The following is a 19,366-nucleotide window of genomic DNA, read 5'->3' as shown; positions in this document are numbered from 1 at the left end:
CTTCTTGCCTTGGGGTGTTTTTTTAATATAAAAAACGCCCCACATTTAAGATTTTATACTCTTAAAAGTGTTGCGTTTGAAATTACAATGTAGCACACAGACCTTAAAAGTCTGTGTATTTTTAAATTATTAAGTTTTATCTTGTACTTGTTGTAGCAGAAGCTGAAGCTGGATCAGGTTGTGATGTTGATTCACTTGTTGAACTTGTTTCTGTAGTTGTTTCTGATGTATTGCTTGAATTTATGCTTGCAGATGTATCAGTTGTAGATGCACTTGATGATGTAGAAGAGTTGTTGTACTTATCGTAAATTGTTTTAATTTTAGCTACTTGTTCGTTGTACCAAGTAAGAGTTTTAGAGAATGAATTAGCTTGTTTATATGTTGTTTTAAATTCTTCTAATTCTCTATTAATTTCTTCGGTTTTTGAAGTTTGAGATGTTGCTAATTCTTTAATTTTTGTTTCAAATCAAGTTATTTGTGCGTATTTTAATTTATCCAAGTTAAAAGCTGATGAAATTGTTTGTCATTCTTCAACTAAATTACCGTAAGCTGCTTCATAATCTGTTGGTGTTGTTTTTTGTAGTTCTTCAAATTTCTTTTTAAAAGCAACTCATTTGTTTTTTGATAAATTACTTTTAATTGTTTGAACAATTTCATCAAAGTTTTCAAATTCAACTTCTGGTTTTATAGTCTCAATTAATTTTTTATATGCTGTTTCATATAATGGTTTGCTGAATTTACTTAATTCATCAACCATTACTTTATATGCTTCATTTAATGTTTGAGTTTCAGCTTTATAAGTTGAAGTTGTACTTAATGAACTAAGTGAGTTTCTTGCACTATCTAATTTTGACTTATAAGTAGTCATGAATGCTTGTGTTGTAAGGTTAGAATCTTTATAGAATGTATTTTCTGCACTTGTTAAAAAGTTATATTGTGCTTCATATTCTTCGATAAGTGATGTTAATGCTGTTTTAGATGCTAAAGCAGTTGTGAATTCTAATAATTCTGGTTTTTTAAGAAATTCATCTAGTAATTCTGTATATTTAACAATAGCCTTATATGTTGTAGGTATTGCAGTTACAGATTCTTTAATTTCGCTAATAGCTTGGTTATATTGAGTTGTATATTCATTTTTCAACGATGTATATTGTTCATTTGAACTGAAAGAATCATCTAACAATTTGCTAAATCTAACTTTTGATCCTGGAGTAATTCCATCGCCGTATGCGAATTGTCTTTCAAATAAAGCAATATAGTCATTAATAGGTTTTGTATATAATTCAGCGACCTTAGCCTTGAAATTGCTTATATATCCAGTTATTTCTTCTTCGGTTGTTAATGAATTTAATTGATCTTTAGTTGTATCTATAAATTCCTGCATTGAAGTATTACTTCTTGCAAAGTTAGAGTTTTTAAATAATAATGTTGAAGGATTAATATATTCTTCGTAATCAGTTATTAGTTTATTAGCTTCAGCTTTTAAACTTTCAACTTGACTTGATGAATTATTATCACTTTGATTATTATTAATATTTGTTATTTCGAAGCCTACTTTAGTAATCATTTTTGACAATTCTAAAAGAGCATCTTGAATATCATCTACCGAACTATTTTTATTAGCGATTAGAGCTTTACCTTTGTTAATTACATCTTCGAATTCCAATCTTATTGATGTGTATTTTTCATTGTTTAATAACGGCATCAAAAATTCAGAAGTTTTAATTGTATTTTCTAAGCCGATTTTTCCCATTTCTAAATTGAATGTATTAACGGCTTTATCTAAAGATTCATCAGAAATATTTTTTGTATTTAATGCATTTTCAGCTGCTTTAATCGCTGCTTTTGTTCTTTCTATAAAAATTGAATCTCCAAGAAGCTCTAATGCTGGCAGTGTAGTGGTTTTAGCGACTTCTACTGATTGTTTAAATGAATTAATTTTTTCTGCTGAAGCAGGATTTGATTCATTTGTTTTTGAAACTTTGTTATCACAATTTGAGCTTGCTAAGGCAACTGCTGAAATTGATGATACAGAAATAAAACTTAATAATAATTTTTTGATTTTTTTCATATTAATCCTTTCATTTATTTATAAGTTTCCTAAATAATATAAAAAAACGATTTTTTATGTAGAAAAACAACACAATAAAATCATTTTTATGGAAATATTTGCAGAAATAAAAAATGACATATTATGTCATTATATGGTGCCGGATACGAGAATCGAACTCGTGGCTACTGGTTACGAGTCAGTTGCTTTACCACTAAGCGAATCCGGCATAATAAACGAAAAGGTTTATTTTATACAGTTTTTAGCAAAATAGTTTGCTTCTTACCTTTTTTGAAGAAAGCATATTTACCACTAAAATTATTTGGTTCATAAATCGAATCTAAATCAATTGAATGGTTATCTATTTTTAAAGCTCCAGTTTGGATCATTTCTCTAGCTTCTCTGTTTGATTGAATTAAATTATTTTTAATAAGTGTTTCAACTATTTTTTCGCCTTTAGTAATTTTAACTGTAGGTAAATAATTTTCAATAATTTCTAAATCTTCTACAGTTAGAACCGAAGTGTCAAAATTTTTATCAAATAAAATTTTTGTAATGTTTTGAGCTTGTTGTAATTCCTTATTACCGTATAAATCAGCAACAACGGAATCAGCTAGAATTTTTTGAGCATAATGCTCAGCAGGATTTTGATTATGCTTTTCAATTATTGTTTTAATTTCATCAACGGGAATAAAAGTTAATCAGTTCAATAATTCACCAACTTTAAGATCGGATTGATTTACTAAATATTGGTACATATTATATGGCGAAGTTTTAAATTTGTCAATTCATAATGCACCACCACCATATGATTTGCCAATTTTTTTGCCGTTTTCATCAGTTAACAAGTTCACTGTAACAGCCACTCCTTTATGATTATCACCGACAACTTTAGAAATCATATCTAAACCGGTAGTAATGTTACCTCATTGATCGCTTCCGCCAACTTGGATAAATACACCTTCATTTTGATAAAGTTTTAAAAAGTCATTGCCTTGAAGTAATTGATATGTGAATTCCGTAAATGATAAACCACGTTCAAGTCTATTTTTTACAGAATCTTTTGCGAGCATATAATTAACATTAACTAGCTTTCCTGTGTCTTTTAAAAAGTCTAATATAGAGACATTTTGGTAAAAATCTAAATTATCAATAACCTTAAGTCCAAATGATTCTAGTTGCACCTTAATTTTATTTTTGTTATCAATTACTTGTTTTTTGTCTAATAGAACTCTTTCGGTATCTCTAAAAGAAGGGTCACCAATCATACCAGTAGCTCCACCAATTAAAGCATAAACTTTATAACCAAATTGGGCGAAACGCTTAAGGATAGAAATAAGAATATAGTTACCTAAGTGTAAACTATCTGCACTAGGGTCAAAACCTGCATAAACACCAACATTCGCAGAAGTTAATTTAAGCATTTTTTCAACATTGCTTACATTATTCAAAATACCACGATTTTTTAACTCATCAATTATATTCATAACTTCCTTTCTAGTCTCAATTCATTATTTTATAGATAGATTCGCCTAAATAAGTATCATCACAAGAATCTAAGAAATTATTTAATTCTAGTGTTCTTTTTTCACATAAATCTAAACTTTCTGCAGTGCATAACATTCCGTTGCTTTTTGCACCCATTAATTCGCCTAATTTGATTTCAGTACCTTTTGAAGTAATAGAACCCGGCAAGCATCAGATAAAGTATTTACCTTCTAATGTGTATGTAGTGTTAGTAATTATTTGCAATTGTTTATCCTTAAAATCTACATCAAGCACAAATAATTTATCACTTTTAGGGTGAATATTTCTTTTAATAATTTTTCCTAAAGCAAAGTAAATAGGCTCTTTAAGCAAATATTTTTCATTAAGCGAAAGAAGATTTTTCTTTAATTCTTCATTGCATTTATTGATTAAGATACCAAAATTATTTAATTCATTTGCGTCTTCATAATTTAAGCAGTTAACGCTTTTAACATTGTAATTTTCGTCTCTAAATACTACAAAATTGTCATAATAATCTTCAAATTTTGCTTCAATTGTAGAATCAAAATAAATAACAGTACAGTTTTTATATTTATCGTTTAAATTTAAGTAAATACTCATAATTATTTAATTATAAATAATTTATGTTCTTTTTATAGTAATTAAATTTTGGCGGTTTAAAGTTTAAGATTTACTTAAAAAAACTGTTTTATAGATTAATAAAGAAAAACAAGGCTAAGCCTTGTTTATAAAATTGGTAAGTTTAAATTATTTAATAATTTTTGTAACGTTACCATAACCAACTGTTCTACCGCCTTCACGAATAGAGAATTTTGTTCCTTCTTCTACAGCGATAGGAGCGATTAATTTAACTTTAAGGTTAACGTTTTCACCTGGTGTAACCATTTCACGACCAGCTTCAAATTCTAAACCACCTGTAACGTCTGTTGTACGGAAGTAGAATTGAGGTTTATAGTTTTTGAAGAATGGTGTGTGACGTCCACCTTCTTCTTTTGTAAGTACATAAATAGCAGCTTCAAATTCTGTGTGAGGAATAATTGAACCCGGTTTAGCAAGAACTTGACCACGTTCAATTGCTGATCTTTCAACACCACGAAGTAATAAACCTGCGTTGTCACCAGCTTGAACTTCTTTTAAGTTCTTTCTGAACATTTCCATACCTGTAACAACTGTTTTCTTTGTAGGTTTAAGACCAACGATTTCAACTTCATCGTTTAAGTTTAATCTACCACGTTCAACACGACCTGTAGCAACTGTACCACGACCTGATATTGTAAATACGTCTTCGATAGCCATTAAGAATGGTTTGTCGTATTCTTTAACTGGGTTTTCGATTCATGAGTCAACAGCATCCATTAATTCCATAATTTTAGCTTCGTATTCTGGTTTACCTTGTAATGCTTGTAAAGCTGAACCACGGATAACTGGTGTGTTGTCACCGTCGAAACCATATTTAGATAATAATTCACGAACTTCCATTTCAACTAAGTCTAACATTTCTTCGTCTTCTGGTTTGATCATGTCACATTTGTTTAAGAAAACAACCATTTTTGGAACACCAACTTGTTTTGAAAGAAGAATGTGTTCTTTTGTTTGAGGCATTGCACCATCTGTTGCAGCAACTACTAAGATAGCACCGTCCATTTGAGCAGCACCTGTAATCATGTTTTTAATGTAGTCAGCGTGACCTGGACAGTCAACGTGTGCATAGTGACGTTTTTCTGTATTATATTCAATGTGTGATGTGTTAATTGTTATACCACGAGCTTTTTCTTCTGGTGCATTATCAATAGCATCGTATGATTTAGCTTCTGATAAACCTTTTTTAGCTAATGTTGTAGCAATAGCAGCTGTTAATGTTGTTTTACCGTGGTCAACGTGACCGATTGTACCAATATTAACGTGTTCTTTACTACGATCAAAATCTAATTTTGCCATATAAAATATCCTTTCGATTATTAAATTGTATTTTAGCGCTAAAACCAACCTAAGCACGGCCTTTCATCCGTGTCCTATCCATACTACTATTTATAATAATCTAAATAGCATTAATATTTTAGCAAATAAGACAATTAATAACAATTTATTTATAAGCAATATAATAGCATTTTTATTATTTATTTAAAATAAATAGTTAGCATAATTAGTTCTAAATATTAATATGGTTTCGTTTCCATAAATTGAAAAATTAAATTGCTTTAATGTAAAAAAGTGCCATTTTTGATATGTTATAATTTGAATAAAATAATATAAATAATAAGGAGGCAGAATACCAATTATTGAAAAAATTCACGCACGTGAAATTCTAGATTCACGTGGTAATCCTACAATCCAAGTAGAAGTTTGAACAGACTATGGAGTTTGTGGAGTAGCTAATGTTCCTTCGGGTGCTTCAACAGGTAGTAGAGAAGCTTTAGAACTTAGAGATAAAGGCACAAAATACGAAAACAACTGATTTGGTGGTAAAGGTGTTATGACAGCGGTTGATAATGTTAATAACATTATTGCTCCAGAAATTGAAGGTTTAAGTGTATTTGACCAAAGAGCTATTGACTTATTAATGATTAAATTAGACGGTACACCAACAAAATCAAAATTAGGTGCTAACGCATTATTAGGTGTTTCATTAGCTTGTGCTAGAGCAGCTGCATTAGAATTAGAAATTCCTTTATACAAATACATTGGTGGCGTTAATGCTCACATGTTACCATTACCTATGTTAAATGTTATGAACGGTGGAGCTCACGCATCAAATACGGTAGACTTCCAAGAATTTATGATTATGCCTGTAGGTGCAAAATCATTAAGAGAAGCTTTACAAATGGCTAACAAAGTATTCCACAACTTAGCTAAATTACTAAAAAGAGATGGTCACGGTACTCAAGTTGGTGACGAAGGTGGATTTGCTCCTAACTGTAAGAGTCATGAAGAAGTACTTGACTACTTAGTTGAAGCTATTAAAGTTTCAGGTTATACACCAGCTACAAAAGGTGAAGGTGCTATTGCTATCGCTATGGACTCAGCATGTAGTGAAATTTATGTCGAAGATACCAAAAAATATGTATTCAAAAAACTTAAAGCAGCTATTGAAGAAAAACGTGCTGGTTTTGAACATTTAGACAATGTTAAACTTGAATACACAACAGATGAATTAATTGAATACTTTGGAAAATTAATTGACAAATATCCAATTATTTCTATTGAAGATGGTCTTGCTGAAAGCGACTGAGAAGGTTTTGCAAAAATGACAGCTAAATTTGGTCACAAAATCCAAATTGTTGGTGATGACTTAACTGTTACAAATCCTAAATTATTAGAAAAAGCTATTGAACAAAAATCAATGAATGCTATTTTAATTAAATTAAACCAAATAGGTACATTAACAGAAACATTAGACACTATGAATATGGCTCAAAAGGCAAATATGGCTTGTGTTGTTTCACACCGTTCAGGTGAAACAGAAGATACAACATTGGCTGATTTATCAGTTGCTTTAAATGCTGGTCAAATAAAAACAGGTTCAATGTCTAGAACAGATAGAATTGCTAAATACAACAGATTATTACAAATTGAAGAAGAACTTGACTTCGAAAGCGAATTTCCAGGAGTTCAAGCATTTTACAACGTAAAATAATTTAAAAATATTAACAGCCTTATTAAATAAGGATAAAAAAATTAACATCGCAAGGTGTTAATTTTTTGTGTCTGGTTCTACTTACTTTATAAAGTTATAATATTTATATTATAGAAATAAAATAGTAGGAGGTTAAAATTGATTAAATTTGAAGATTTTTTTAATGTGTTAGAACCTACAAAAACAAAGGTAAAGTTTAATATGAATGCAGGTGATTCAAATTTACGTGCTTGGGATTATTTGATGAATGGAGAAAATGATCCAGATTGGATAGAGATGAATTCTTGGAAGAAAAAACAAGCTAATAACAACTTAAATAAAGCAAAATATCTATTAGCATTTGCACAATATTATCCATATGGACCAGATTTTTATATATTCGGAGGCATGTATAAAGTAGAAAAAATTGAACCAGAAGTATTTAATAAAGTAGGTTATAAATTGGAATTGATGCCAGATTTTGAAGATTATAGAAAAAGACTTATTATCAAATTAGAACGTCCAATTGGTAGAGATATATACAATAAGCCATTTGAAAATGTTCAACGTGATTTTAATCCAGAAGTATATGAGTTAGCTCCTTCTACAAAATTAGGTTCATTTCCGGGATATAATAATGTTCTATTATCTCATAAAGATTTACAATCTATCGTGAAAATGGATGCACCAGAATGGAAAAATGCATTATCAAATGTTAAAGGTGTATATTGTATCACAGATAAATCAACTGGTAAATTATATGTTGGTTCTGCATCTGGAACTGAAGGTATTTGGCAAAGATGAAGATCTTATGCAAATGTTGATAATTTAACTGGTGGGAATAAGTCATTTGAAGAGATTAAGAGTTCTGACGAAGGTTATATAGTAGATAATTTTTCTTATTCAATTTTAGAGATTTTTGATGTAAAAACTACGAGTGAAGAAATAATTCACCGTGAAGAGTTCTGGAAAAAAGTATTCCAAACAGTTAAGTATGGAATGAATAATTAATATCCTGATATGAATCATTTATTGCAGTAGATTATATTTAGTCTACTGTTTTTTAGTTACTAAACTAGGTGACATTATAGATCAAGATGAGATAAGATATAAATGATTAGAAAACAAACAAAGCCAATTCAAAAGAAAAAAGATAGATTTATGCAAGCAGGTCAGTGAGTATTTAATGGACCAGCACATTGACTTTTATAATGAATATTCTTCTTTAAGATTTAAGCATTGTGATATCTTAGATTGAATGCACATAACAATAGTTTTATAAGATATATACATTGATAATAAATCATTCAACCGAAGTATTCTAAAAGTAGTGTCACAGACTTACATCAGTGGGAATCGGAACCGCAGCACAAGCTGTATATAAAATAAATAAAGAAGATAATAGGTATCATAAATATATTTTGATTCAACTTGATGAATCAATCAATGTTAAGAGTGATGCATATAAATTTATGGCTAAATTAGGCATTAAAAATCCGAAGGTTAGCGATACAATGCTTCATCGCATAAATACATTTTTAAAATTAAATAATATTAATGATTCATATGACTTGGAGATTCATAAATATGAATAGTTTACTAACAAAAGGTAATTATAAGCCAATAAATAAAAACTTTCTAGTTGAAGGTCATGAAGTTTTAGAAGAAGTGGCAAAAGTACAAGAAAAATATAATAAAAGTGATACAGACACATTCATCAATGAATTAAGAGATTCAATGGCTGGCCATTATCTAGGTTATGATCTTGTAAACACCAATAAACACGGTTTTGATTGTAAATTAAGCGTTAATCAAGATATATTTTTAGAAGTTAAATCTGCAAGCTTTTCAGCCTCAACTTGAAGTGCAACTTTTAATGATAAAACTATAGAAAAAGCACAGTGTTTTCAAAATGATAAAGTATATTTATGTTTAGCAATATGAAAAAATGCTAGTAATTTACTTTTTGTAGTTTATGGCAAAAATCCAAAAATAGGTCAATATTTACAAGAAAAAGTTGAAAAATTCTTAAAGGGTGAAGTCGGTGTTCGTTCTACTCAAACAATTAGCTTAAGTCAGCTAATATTTGAATATGATTTTGATATTATCTATATAAATAAGTCCAAAGAAGAAGTTAAATCAATTCTACAATTAAAATCAAAACATTTTTTCAATATACCAGATTCAAAATTTTTAAATTTAAGTGAATATAACGAAAAATATTCCAAATTGTGAAAATAATATTTCAACCTAATAATTGTTACTATAAAAATCAAAATTTATTCTTTTATATACGATTATGGATATTTTTTGTCTTATTAATGGAAATAAGACCATTCTTCGCAATAATAAGGATTAAGTTGCCAAGTAAAGTTTATAATTTAGATGTAAATAATAAAATAACGAGGTTATATGAAAAAATATTTTAAAAAGTTAGCTCTACCATTATTAGGAAGTGTCTCATTGATTGCTATTCCGACTATTGCGGCTAGTTGTGAAAAAACATCCGAAAAATCAAAAGAAGTAGAAAAAACAACTGAATCTACTACACAAGCACCAGTGACACCATCAACAACTACAAACAACGATGCAAAAACAAACACTACCGCTGAAGACTCAAACAAAAATAGTCCAAGCACAGCCGCTTCAGAAACCAAACCAACTTCTGAATCAAGTACTTCAAGTTCTACAGAAACTGAAAATAAACCAACCTCAGAATCTAAAGATAAAATTAAACCATCAACTGAAGCAATAGATACTGAAGAAGCTGAAAACGATAAAAATCTTAAAGTAGAAGATGAAGCTCCTGAAGAAACAGAAGAAAAGGAAGAATCAAATGAAGCTAAAACACCTACTACAATTTCATATAGATTACCACAGGCTCATACACTATCTGAAAATAACACTTTATTTTCAATTAACGAAAACCAAAAGATCAGTTTAATAGCTGAATTAGAAAAACTTGTTAAAAACGCAAAACCAGCTAACGCTATCAAAATTGAAAAAGGTAAATTAAGTTATCAAGTTCCTAATGCAAATAATCCAAAGAAGAAAGACACAATCACAATTAACGGCATAAATATAAGTTCAGAAGTATTACAAACATTAAAAACACATTCAAGAGATGGTAATAACATTGGGTGAGATAAATTTAAAAACAAAAACACCAAAGGAATTTGAGCAGAAAAAACAGCTAGAGGATTTGCACTTAAATGAAAATTAGTTAAAGAAGATGGCACTTTTGACGATAAAATTTATACATTTGAAATAAACAAATAATTGCAAATTATATATCCAATTACTGGGTATATTTTTTATAGATTTTTCACTTTGTGATAAAATTAAAAAGAATTTATAAAACACTACGTTTTATTCATTCAATGTATACATTAAATCACTATTATGGATTCACTTGGGTGTGCTTTGAGAAAAAGTGCTAGGTGTTGGAAGTAATAGGAAGAATTAACAAACTAAAGGATATAAAATGGAAAATAAAGAAAAAGATTTGGTTGCTAAAACAACCGAAAAATCTGAAATTAAAAAAGAAGCTAAATCATTAATAGTTTCTAAAGAAAAATTATTAGAAGCTGGAACATATTTTGGTCATAAAAAAAGTTTATGAAATCCAAAAATGAGAGAATACTTATACCCTCAAACAAAACGTGGTATGCATATGATTAATACAAACATTACATTACAACGTTTAGAATTCATTTACAACTTATTATTAAAATTTGTTTCTAAAAACCCTAAAGCTTCATTTATCTTTGTTGGTACAAAGAAACAAGCTAAAGATACAATCAAAGAAAATGCTATCAGAACAGGAAGTTTCTATGTTTCTGAAAGATGACTTGGTGGTACATTAACAAACGCATCAACAATTTTTAAAAGAGTTGGTGCTATGGAAGAATTAGAACAACAAGCTGCTGAAGGTTTCCAAGGATACACTAAAAAAGAAGGTTTATTAAAACAAAAAGAACTTGATAAACTTCACAGAAACCTTGAAGGTATTAGAAGAATGAGAAGTGTTCCTCAATTCATGATTGTTGCAGACCCTAATGAAGATGCTATTGCTATAAAAGAAGCGAGAAGCAAAGGTGTTAAGGTTATTGGTATCTTAGACTCAAATACAGATCCTGATAAAGTTGACTTTGGTATTCCAGCAAATGACGATTCAGCTAAAAGTATTGCATTAATTATTACAATCTTAGCTGACGCTATTGCTGTTGCTCGTGGTGGAAAAGCTAAATTCGCTTACCAACCTGATGAAAATGTTGTTTTACCAGAATTCAAATCTGAAAAACCAGCATTCCAAAGAACATTTAAACCATTCCAAAGAAGAAATTCAGAAGTTTCAGAATCAAACGAAGCTAATGAATCAAATAATTAATATAAGGCGGTAGTTAAAATGGACAAAATGTCTTTAATTAAAGAATTACGTGAAAGAACAAACGCCGGTATGGTGGATTGTAAAAAAGCTCTTGAAGAATCAGATTGAGATATTGAAAAAGCTATCACATGATTAAAAAGCAGTGGAAAAATTAAAGCCGCTAAAAAAGCAGGTAGAGTTTCAGCTGAAGGAATGATTACAGTAGCTTCAAACGAAAATACAGCTGTTATGGTTGAATTGAACTGTGAAACAGACTTTGTGGCAAAAAATGAAGAATTCTCTAAAGTAATTAATTTAATTGCTCAAACAATTTTGAACCACTCAAGTGTTTCAACAGTTGAAGAAGCTTTAAACTTAACTGTAGTTAATTCAAATGAATCAGTTAAAGATTTAATTGAAGAATTCAGTGCAAAAAGTGGTGAAAAAATTGAACTTAGAAGATTTGAAATCATCAAAGCAAATGAAGGTGAAACAGTTGCATCATTCGTTCACGTAAATGGACAAATTGCAGCAGTTGTTAAGGTTCAAGGACCAGACGCCGAAAGTGCTCGTAATGTAGCTATGCACGCAAGTGCTATGAAACCAGAATTCATCTTTATTAGCGATGTTCCAGCTGAAAAAATCGCTCAATTTGAAGCTGAATTTGTAGTTCCTGCAAACTTTGAAAAGAAACCTGAAAACATCCAAAATATGATTAAAAAAGGTTCATTAGACAAAAAGATTTCAGAAGTTACATTAGAAGTTCAACCATTTATGATGGATGATTCAAAAACTATTAATCAATATCTTTCAGAACACAAAAACAAATTAGTTAAAGCAATTCGTTATGGTGTTGGTGAAGGTGTTGAAAAGAAAGAATCAGACTTTGCTGCTGAAGTGGCTGAACAAATGAAAGCTGCACAATAATATAAAAATATGGACTTAGCGATGCTAAGTTCTTTTTTAACGCTTTTTTATAGTAATTTTAGGCAAAATTTATTTATTTGATATTTAAAGTATAATTGATAAAATTAAATAACTATGACTATCTTTTATAGTATATTATTAAATTTATTATTGGTCTTAATAGGCTACTTCTGCATTGGTTCATTTAATACCTCAATTATATTAAGCAAAAAACTTAAAAAAGATGATATCAGGCAACATAACAGTAAGAATGCTGGGGCTACAAATAGTTTAAGAACATACGGCAAAAAATTTGCCTTAATCGTCTTTTTTATAGATGTTTTGAAAGCGTTAATACCTATTTTAATTCTTGCTTTATTATTTAATTTAATACCATCTTGACATACATTCAGCAGAACATACTACATTAGTTTTCAATCAATCGGTTTAGGTGTTGTTTTTGGCCATGTTTTTCCAATATATTATCGTTTTAAAGGTGGAAAAGGTGTGGCTTGCTCTATAGGAGTGATTATAAGCATAAACATTATTTTATTCTTATTAGCTTTTATTCTCTTTATGACTATTGCTCTTTTATCTAAATATGTCTCACTAGCTTCAATATTAACAGCAAGTATACTCGTTTTATTTGTTTGAATTCCTTGATTAATTGATGGTCCATTAGGTTTTTGAATAAATAATGTTACTTTACAATATTCATTTATTAAAATGTCAAATTACTGATTTGTTTCCCCTATTATATACACAATAATTGCAACTTTAGTTGTTGTGTGTCATCATTCAAATATTAAAAGATTAATTAATCACCAAGAATCGAAATTAAAGAGTAAAAAATCATAAAAAATTAAAATTTCGCTTAGTTAAAAAAACTAAGCATTTTTTATTTGCATATTAATAAACACAATAAAGCTGTTAAAAAGCAAAATTTTAAGTGTTTTTATAGCTTAATATAAAGTTTTTAATAATTATTAACAAAATCATAACGGGTAAATTATTGTTATTTATTGACTTTTACAAATTTTAAAATAAAGTTATGGAAGAAACAAAATTAAATAATAAAGAATTTGAAAATGAATTACCATTATTAAAACCATTACCTCTTAAAATGAGTTTTATAAGCAAAATAAATGGTGATAATAAATTAAGCACTAATATTGTTATGTTAATTGCACAGGAAGATAATTATGTATTTTTTGTAAACTGTTTAAGTAATCACGAAGTAGATAAGGCAAATAAACTAGAATTATCAATCGTTAACGGGCATAATGATAAAAATGAATTGTGCGAGATAAATTTATGCAGGTCAATTATTTTAGATGTCATATATAAAATGAATAAAGATGAATTAGTTCATAATTTTGAACTAAATTTAGATGAAATACAACACCTGCCTTATATATCTATGCAAGATCAATTTATTTTAGTAGAAAAAATTTCAGAAATCATAAATGGTAAAACAACAAATGCAAAATTAGTTTTAATAAAGAAAAAGCAACCAATTAACAACATAATGAATGTATACGAGTAGCAAAAGCTACTCTTTTAATTTGTTTATACTGCATCAAATAACGTTTTTTGGTATAATAAAAAATATATTTATATATTTTAAACATTAATATAGGAGTAATAGAATGATTAATGTAAACACATTTAAACCTGGTATTACCTTTGAAGATGAAGGAGAAATCTACGTAGTTATTGAAGCTCAACATTCAAAACAAGGTAGAGGACAAGCAAACGTTAAAGCTAAAGTAAAAAACCTAAGAACAGGTAGTACAACGATCAAATCATACACTGGTGGTGTAATGGTTAATAAAGCACATATTGATAAAAGACCTATGGCTTTCTTATATTCAGATGGTGAAAACATTGTTTTAATGGACAATGAAACTTATGAACAAGTTGAAATTCCTCTTTCACATGTTGAATGAGAAATGAACTTTTTAAAAGAAGGTATGATCGTTAAAATTAGAAAATATAAAGAAGAAATTCTTGATATTGAATTAGATGACAATGTAACACTTCAAGTTACAGAAGCCCCCGACGCTGTTAAAGGAAATACAGCAAATAACCCTCAAAAGAAGGTTAAACTTGAAACTGGTTTTGAATTAGAAACTCCAATGTTTATCAACGAAGGCGATCAAATTATCGTATCAACTGAATCTGGTAAATACGTTGGAAGAGCAAGTAAATAATGAATTTACTAACTGTTTATTGTGGAATTAGTGAATCTTTTTCAGTGACAGAAAATGCTATTCAAGAATTATTAAATATAGCAATTGCTGAAAATAAAAATATTAAGATTATTAATGAGCCTAGAATTATTTTTTTAGAAGATAGATCAAATGTTTCAATTATTATAGACGTAAAAGTCAAAAGAAATGCTTCATTAAAAGAAACACTTGATAACCTAAGAAGTGATATTATAAGCAAATATGAAAATCTTGTGGGTTTTGAACCAAAAAACCTTAAAATATGCTTTGTTGGTAATTATTAGAAACAAAAATAACATCGTAGTGATGTTATTTTTTATTAATTAAACAGATAATTTGTCAAAACCAATAAATCCATACATTATTCCAAACACAATACCAAACATAATTAAGGTTGTAATAAAATCGAGCAATGTGTTAAGTAAAATTGATGACATAGATGAAGGATCTTTTTTAGCTCTTGCAAATGCAATAGGAATTAAAGCACCAAATAAAGAAGATAAAATTACTGATAAGAACAAAGCGATAGAAGTTCCTAAAATTAAGGCTAAATATTTATATTTATCTGTGCCAAATAAATCTTTTGTGGCTGAAAAGTAAATACCAAGTCTCCCAGTGTTAAGTATCATTAATACTAAACCAATAAAGAAGCCAACTAATAATTCTTTTCAAACTACTGTTTTATAGTCTTTTCTGTCAATTTCATCCAAAGCTAAAGCTCTTGAAACACTAACATTCGCCTGAATAGAGGCATTATTAGAAGCACCTATTACAACTGGTATAATTGCTGCAAATGATATTGTAATTAAAATATTTGCAGTATTAGCTTGTTCAAATAATTTAGTGGTTTTATATAACGTGTAGTTAATAATAATTTGTGTAATTGTAGCAAGTAATAATAATAATGATACTCATAAAATTCTAGATCTAAATAATCTATATCAAGGTGTTTTTGAATATTCAATATCAGCCGCTTTTTTGTCGATTCCGGCCATTTTATAGATATCTTCAGTAGCTTCTTCTTGAATAACATCAATTACATCATCACTAGTTATCATACCAATCAATCTTTTTTCGTGGTTGACAACCGGAAGGACTGACATATCATGTTCACTAAAAACTTTTGCAGCTTCTTCTTTCTTTTCACTTGTTTCAATATAAGCAACCGGAGAATAAAGATTGTCAATTTTTTCACTTGGTTTAGCAAAAATAATTTCTTCTAGAGTTAAAGCTCCAAGTAATTTATTTCTGTTATCAATTACATAGTAATAATGAACTAGTTCCTTTTTATTTTTTCCATAATCCCTACGAATTTTGTTTAAAGCTTGTTCACAGGTATAAAAGTTAGGAATGCTTGAGATATCTATGCTCATTATGCTTCCAACTTCATCATCATTATAGCTAAGCAGTTTATTTAACGCAGAACGTTTTGAACTAGATGTATACGCTAAAATTTTACTTGTAACATTTGCTGGCAATTCATCAAGAACATCTACAAGCTCATCGCTTTGCAATTCTTGCAATAATTTCATTCCTCAGTCTTCTGTAAAACTTTTAGCAAGCTCCACTTGAATATCTTCATCAAGATAGCTAAATATTTCAGCAGCCTCATCTGTTTTGATTAATCTTAAGAATGTTAATTGTTCTTCAAGAGTTAATTCAGGGAATAATGCTGCTATATCAGCGTTAGGAACTTCATCAACAAATTCTCGAGCTTTCGTAATGTTTAAAGAAACAATAATATCTTTTATAGCTCTAACTCTTATCTGTTGTTCTTCTTCGGGTGGTAAGTCATTATTTAATTCATTTATATTATTTTGATCTTCGTTCATTTTAGTCCTTTAAGTATTTAATAAGTTGTTCCTGAAATTGTTCGATTTTTACATTGTAAAATGAACCATTTTTAACAAATTTGATGTTTCCTGTTTCTTCAGAAACAACAATAGTAGTAGCATCACACAATTCGCTGATCCCCATAGCAGCTCTATGACGAGCTCCATATTGGTTATCAATTGATTTTTTTGTAATTTTATAAAAAGTAGAAGCGTAATAAATTTTGTTATCTCTAATAACTACTGCACCGTCGTGAAGCGGAGAATATTTATTAAAAATTGAAATAATTAAACTTGATGAAATATTAGCATTTAAAATAACACCATCAGTTCTTAAATTGTCAATATTATCATTGTTTTCAATTGTAATTAATGCACCGACTTTGTTTTTTGATAAAAATTCTACAGATTCACGTAATTGGTTAATTAATCTAATTTGACTGCTTTTACCTAACTTGTTGTAACGACCTTTTTTAATCTTTGATTTGAACAAAGTAATTAAAAAAGGAATTAACGAAACAAGCAATGAAACAGACACAATAGTCAAAATGCTTATTAAAATTTTGAAATCCATAAGTTACATCTTTCCAATCATAACCGCAGCAATTACAAGAGCAATAATAACTAAAATGCTAATAGTGATACCAAGAATTTTAATTACTAAAGCCTTCTTTTGTTCTTCTTTTGTCATAGTTTTTTTAGCTATAACGCACATTGGATCTTTACATTCTGCTTCAATAGGTTTATCTTCTTCTCTAATTAATGCAGGATGCTCAAGTTCAAATTTATTTTCTTCATGAAGCTTGATTAATAATTGCTGTCTTTTAGCAATTTTTTCAGCACAAACTTCAGGATCTCTTTCTCATGATGCCATATATACTCCTTAAATAATAATAATTAATATTATATATTAATTTATTAAGTGTCATAGTTTTAACTTTAGATGAATAATGCTGTTTTATAACAATAAAAAATAGAGCCTGAGCTCTAAAATTTATCATTTTCATTTAATTCAATATCAAATCAAAGAGTTGTATGATCAGAAATAAAGTTAATATATCCAACTTCCGAAGCAAAACTTTTTCCTGCATTTTCAACTAAGTTTTTTCAAGCATCAAAGCTATTTATTTGCCCAAAAGCAAAATCACCTTTTGCAAAGCTAAACATATCATAAATAGATGCTGGAGAATATTTTAAATCTGTCTTAACAAACATTTTATCATACGGTTCTGAATAGTTCATTTTTGTGCTTGATAAACTTGTTGCATTATCTTTGTTATCATCAATTAACGACGTATATGACTGTAAAACAGGATTAAATGATATATTAGCATTCCCACTTTTAATATTAGTATCGCCCGCAAAAATTAAATCATCATTATTCCCGTCTTTATCATCAAATCAATTCATTACATTTTTAAGATTAAGACCTTCAACAACTTCTTGTGCTCCTTGTGATTTTTTAGTTATAGGGTGTTTTGTTTCATTAGATGTGACTCCCGGAGAATCAAAGTGACTAATTACATAAGTAAAATTATTTTTGATTGGGCCAACGGTTTCAAATTTAGCACCTACAGGAGGTCTCATATATTCACTAGATTTTAATAATTTACCATAACCATAATCATCAAAATTAGAATTATCATAAACAAGAACATTTTCACCTGAATCAAAAGGAAGCGATTTTAATAATTTTGAATTATAAATAAATGAAGCATATTCAGCTACATTATTGCCAACTTTGTTTGATTTGGCTTTAACTTTATCATTAGTTTGAATGAAACTATAAGTATTATCATTAGTTAAACTATTTAATAAATCAACTATTTTTTTAACAGAATTTTCGCCATCTATTTCCACTAAACCAATTAAATTATAGTTATTTTTGTAAATTACACTTGCTAAGGCTTCATATTTTAAGACTGGAGAATTATCACCTAAATTTTTAACATTTCAGAAGCCAACTCTAATTAAATTATTTGATGTTAATTCTTGTGGTTTTGAATTAGTTTTACCACCAGAATTGTTTTCTGTATCAGTTTTAATTTTAGGACCATTAGTTTTATAGTCAACTGAATCTTCTGAAATAGTTAATATAAACTCCCTATTGCCTAATTTTTGTTTATTTGCTAAAACTATCCTTCAATAAATTGAATAACTTACTTTGCCATCTATTTCATTCTTTTCAACAAAAATACCTTTAGATTTTCCTGTTGCTCTATCAGAACGAATTGTTATGTTTCCGGTTTCACCCTTTGTAACGTGTGTTGTTAATAATGGTAGAACTTCTTCATTAATAGATAAACCAATGATATCTAGCTTATTTTTACCGTTTGAAGTAATTTTGTTGTTTTGAATTCTAAATGTTCCTGATGAATTATTCACAACATAATCTAAACTTGAAAATAATTCTTCTTTTTTGTTTAAATCCACTATAAATAAGTTATTTTTTTCAGATAATTCATAAGCTAATGGAACTTTATATTTTAAGGATTCTCTTGCAATTAATTGATCATTTAAGGTTCCTTCGCTTGAATTGACTGTATTATTTTCACTAATATTATGATTGGAGTTTATAGTTATATCAACGCTTGTATTATTATTTGTGTTTGCATCATTATTAGTTTTATTTTCTTTAGTTTTTTCACAACTAGCTGAAGAAAAAGCTAAAGCTGAAGAAAATAATACTGATGAGGTAATAATCCCTAATTTTTTTCATTTTTTTCAAATATTCATAATTAAATTTTAATATGAATATTAATATGGAAAGTTATTTATAAAAAATTGAGGTTAAATCTGGAAAATATCCAATATTTTCCGTGCGGATTAGGTCACTTTAAAATTTTTGCAGAAATT

At 28.5% G+C, this 19,366-nt stretch carries 19 protein-coding genes and 1 tRNA gene; 11 read left to right on the top strand and 9 right to left on the bottom strand.

Annotated features, from left to right (window positions below):
• Positions 1 to 136: 136 nt before the first annotated feature.
• The 5 genes from T390_RS0101825 to tuf form a co-directional block, all read right to left on the bottom strand.
• A complete protein-coding gene (locus T390_RS0101825) occupies positions 137 to 2,071 on the bottom strand; it encodes a hypothetical protein (RefSeq protein ID WP_027334813.1) in 1,935 nt (644 codons plus the stop codon).
• Positions 2,072 to 2,205: 134 nt separating this feature from the next.
• Positions 2,206 to 2,279: transfer RNA gene (locus T390_RS0101820), tRNA-Thr, on the bottom strand.
• A gap of 22 nt (positions 2,280 to 2,301) precedes the next feature.
• Complete coding sequence (gene tyrS, locus T390_RS0101815; RefSeq protein ID WP_027334812.1) at positions 2,302 to 3,537, bottom strand: tyrosine--tRNA ligase; 1,236 nt, start codon at positions 3,535 to 3,537, stop codon at positions 2,302 to 2,304.
• Between the two features lie 10 nt (positions 3,538 to 3,547).
• Positions 3,548 to 4,159, bottom strand: coding sequence for a TyrS-associated PheT N-terminal domain-related protein TapR (tapR, locus tag T390_RS0101810; protein ID WP_027334811.1), 612 nt, complete (start codon positions 4,157 to 4,159; stop codon positions 3,548 to 3,550).
• Positions 4,160 to 4,306: 147 nt separating this feature from the next.
• A complete protein-coding gene (gene tuf / locus T390_RS0101805; RefSeq protein ID WP_027334810.1) occupies positions 4,307 to 5,497 on the bottom strand; it encodes an elongation factor Tu in 1,191 nt (396 codons plus the stop codon).
• A gap of 331 nt (positions 5,498 to 5,828) precedes the next feature.
• On the opposite strand from tuf, the gene eno reads away from it, so the two are divergent.
• The 11 genes from eno (at position 5,829) to T390_RS0101745 (ending at position 14,962) form a co-directional block, all read left to right on the top strand.
• Entirely contained in the window at positions 5,829 to 7,193 is a 1,365-nt protein-coding gene (gene eno, locus T390_RS0101800) for a phosphopyruvate hydratase (protein WP_027334809.1), read from the top strand.
• A 138-nt stretch (positions 7,194 to 7,331) separates the two neighbouring features.
• Entirely contained in the window at positions 7,332 to 8,183 is an 852-nt protein-coding gene (locus T390_RS0101795; RefSeq protein ID WP_027334808.1) for a GIY-YIG nuclease family protein, read from the top strand.
• A gap of 338 nt (positions 8,184 to 8,521) precedes the next feature.
• The gene (locus tag T390_RS03785) at positions 8,522 to 8,767 is read left to right on the top strand and encodes a hypothetical protein (protein WP_036436050.1); all 246 of its coding nucleotides are present in this window, start codon (positions 8,522 to 8,524) and stop codon (positions 8,765 to 8,767) included.
• Positions 8,760 to 9,413 carry a hypothetical protein gene (locus tag T390_RS03780; protein WP_051590851.1) on the top strand — a complete coding sequence of 218 codons (654 nt, stop codon included), beginning with the start codon at positions 8,760 to 8,762 and terminating at the stop codon, positions 9,411 to 9,413. The genes T390_RS03785 and T390_RS03780 overlap by 8 nt, the downstream gene beginning before the upstream one ends.
• A 171-nt stretch (positions 9,414 to 9,584) precedes the next feature.
• Entirely contained in the window at positions 9,585 to 10,451 is an 867-nt protein-coding gene (locus T390_RS0101775; RefSeq protein WP_027334807.1) for a variable surface lipoprotein, read from the top strand.
• Positions 10,452 to 10,656: 205 nt separating this feature from the next.
• Positions 10,657 to 11,562: a 30S ribosomal protein S2 gene (gene rpsB, locus T390_RS03775; protein ID WP_036436048.1), complete on the top strand. Its 906-nt coding sequence runs from the start codon at positions 10,657 to 10,659 to the stop codon at positions 11,560 to 11,562.
• Positions 11,563 to 11,580: 18 nt separating this feature from the next.
• The gene (gene tsf / locus T390_RS0101765; RefSeq protein ID WP_027334806.1) at positions 11,581 to 12,468 is read left to right on the top strand and encodes a translation elongation factor Ts; all 888 of its coding nucleotides are present in this window, start codon (positions 11,581 to 11,583) and stop codon (positions 12,466 to 12,468) included.
• A 114-nt stretch (positions 12,469 to 12,582) separates the two neighbouring features.
• Positions 12,583 to 13,305: a glycerol-3-phosphate 1-O-acyltransferase PlsY gene (plsY, locus tag T390_RS0101760; RefSeq protein ID WP_027334805.1), complete on the top strand. Its 723-nt coding sequence runs from the start codon at positions 12,583 to 12,585 to the stop codon at positions 13,303 to 13,305.
• 193 nt (positions 13,306 to 13,498) lie between these two features.
• Complete coding sequence (locus T390_RS0101755; RefSeq protein WP_027334804.1) at positions 13,499 to 13,993, top strand: hypothetical protein; 495 nt, start codon at positions 13,499 to 13,501, stop codon at positions 13,991 to 13,993.
• Between the two features lie 103 nt (positions 13,994 to 14,096).
• Entirely contained in the window at positions 14,097 to 14,660 is a 564-nt protein-coding gene (gene efp / locus T390_RS0101750) for an elongation factor P (protein WP_027334803.1), read from the top strand.
• Positions 14,660 to 14,962, top strand: coding sequence for an MMB_0454 family protein (locus T390_RS0101745; protein ID WP_027334802.1), 303 nt, complete (start codon positions 14,660 to 14,662; stop codon positions 14,960 to 14,962). Before efp ends, T390_RS0101745 begins: the two co-directional genes overlap by 1 nt.
• A 39-nt stretch (positions 14,963 to 15,001) precedes the next feature.
• Here T390_RS0101745 and mgtE read toward each other — a convergent pair whose 3' ends face one another.
• The 4 genes from mgtE to T390_RS0101725 all read right to left on the bottom strand — a co-directional run bounded on the left by mgtE (position 15,002) and on the right by T390_RS0101725 (position 19,246).
• Entirely contained in the window at positions 15,002 to 16,510 is a 1,509-nt protein-coding gene (gene mgtE / locus T390_RS03770) for a magnesium transporter (protein ID WP_051590850.1), read from the bottom strand.
• A 1-nt stretch (position 16,511) separates the two neighbouring features.
• Entirely contained in the window at positions 16,512 to 17,084 is a 573-nt protein-coding gene (locus T390_RS0101735; protein WP_027334801.1) for a diadenylate cyclase, read from the bottom strand.
• A 3-nt stretch (positions 17,085 to 17,087) separates the two neighbouring features.
• A complete protein-coding gene (locus T390_RS0101730) occupies positions 17,088 to 17,384 on the bottom strand; it encodes a hypothetical protein (RefSeq protein WP_027334800.1) in 297 nt (98 codons plus the stop codon).
• 113 nt (positions 17,385 to 17,497) lie between these two features.
• Positions 17,498 to 19,246, bottom strand: coding sequence for an MnuA family membrane nuclease (locus T390_RS0101725; RefSeq protein ID WP_027334799.1), 1,749 nt, complete (start codon positions 19,244 to 19,246; stop codon positions 17,498 to 17,500).
• Positions 19,247 to 19,366 lie beyond the last annotated feature (120 nt).

The organism is Mycoplasmopsis felifaucium ATCC 43428, from assembly GCF_000687775.1.
GTDB classification, from domain to species: Bacteria; Bacillota_I; Bacilli_A; order Mycoplasmatales; family Metamycoplasmataceae; genus Mycoplasmopsis; species Mycoplasmopsis felifaucium.
Note: the sequence above shows the minus strand (reverse complement) of the source record. Positions and strands in the feature narration are given on the sequence as shown.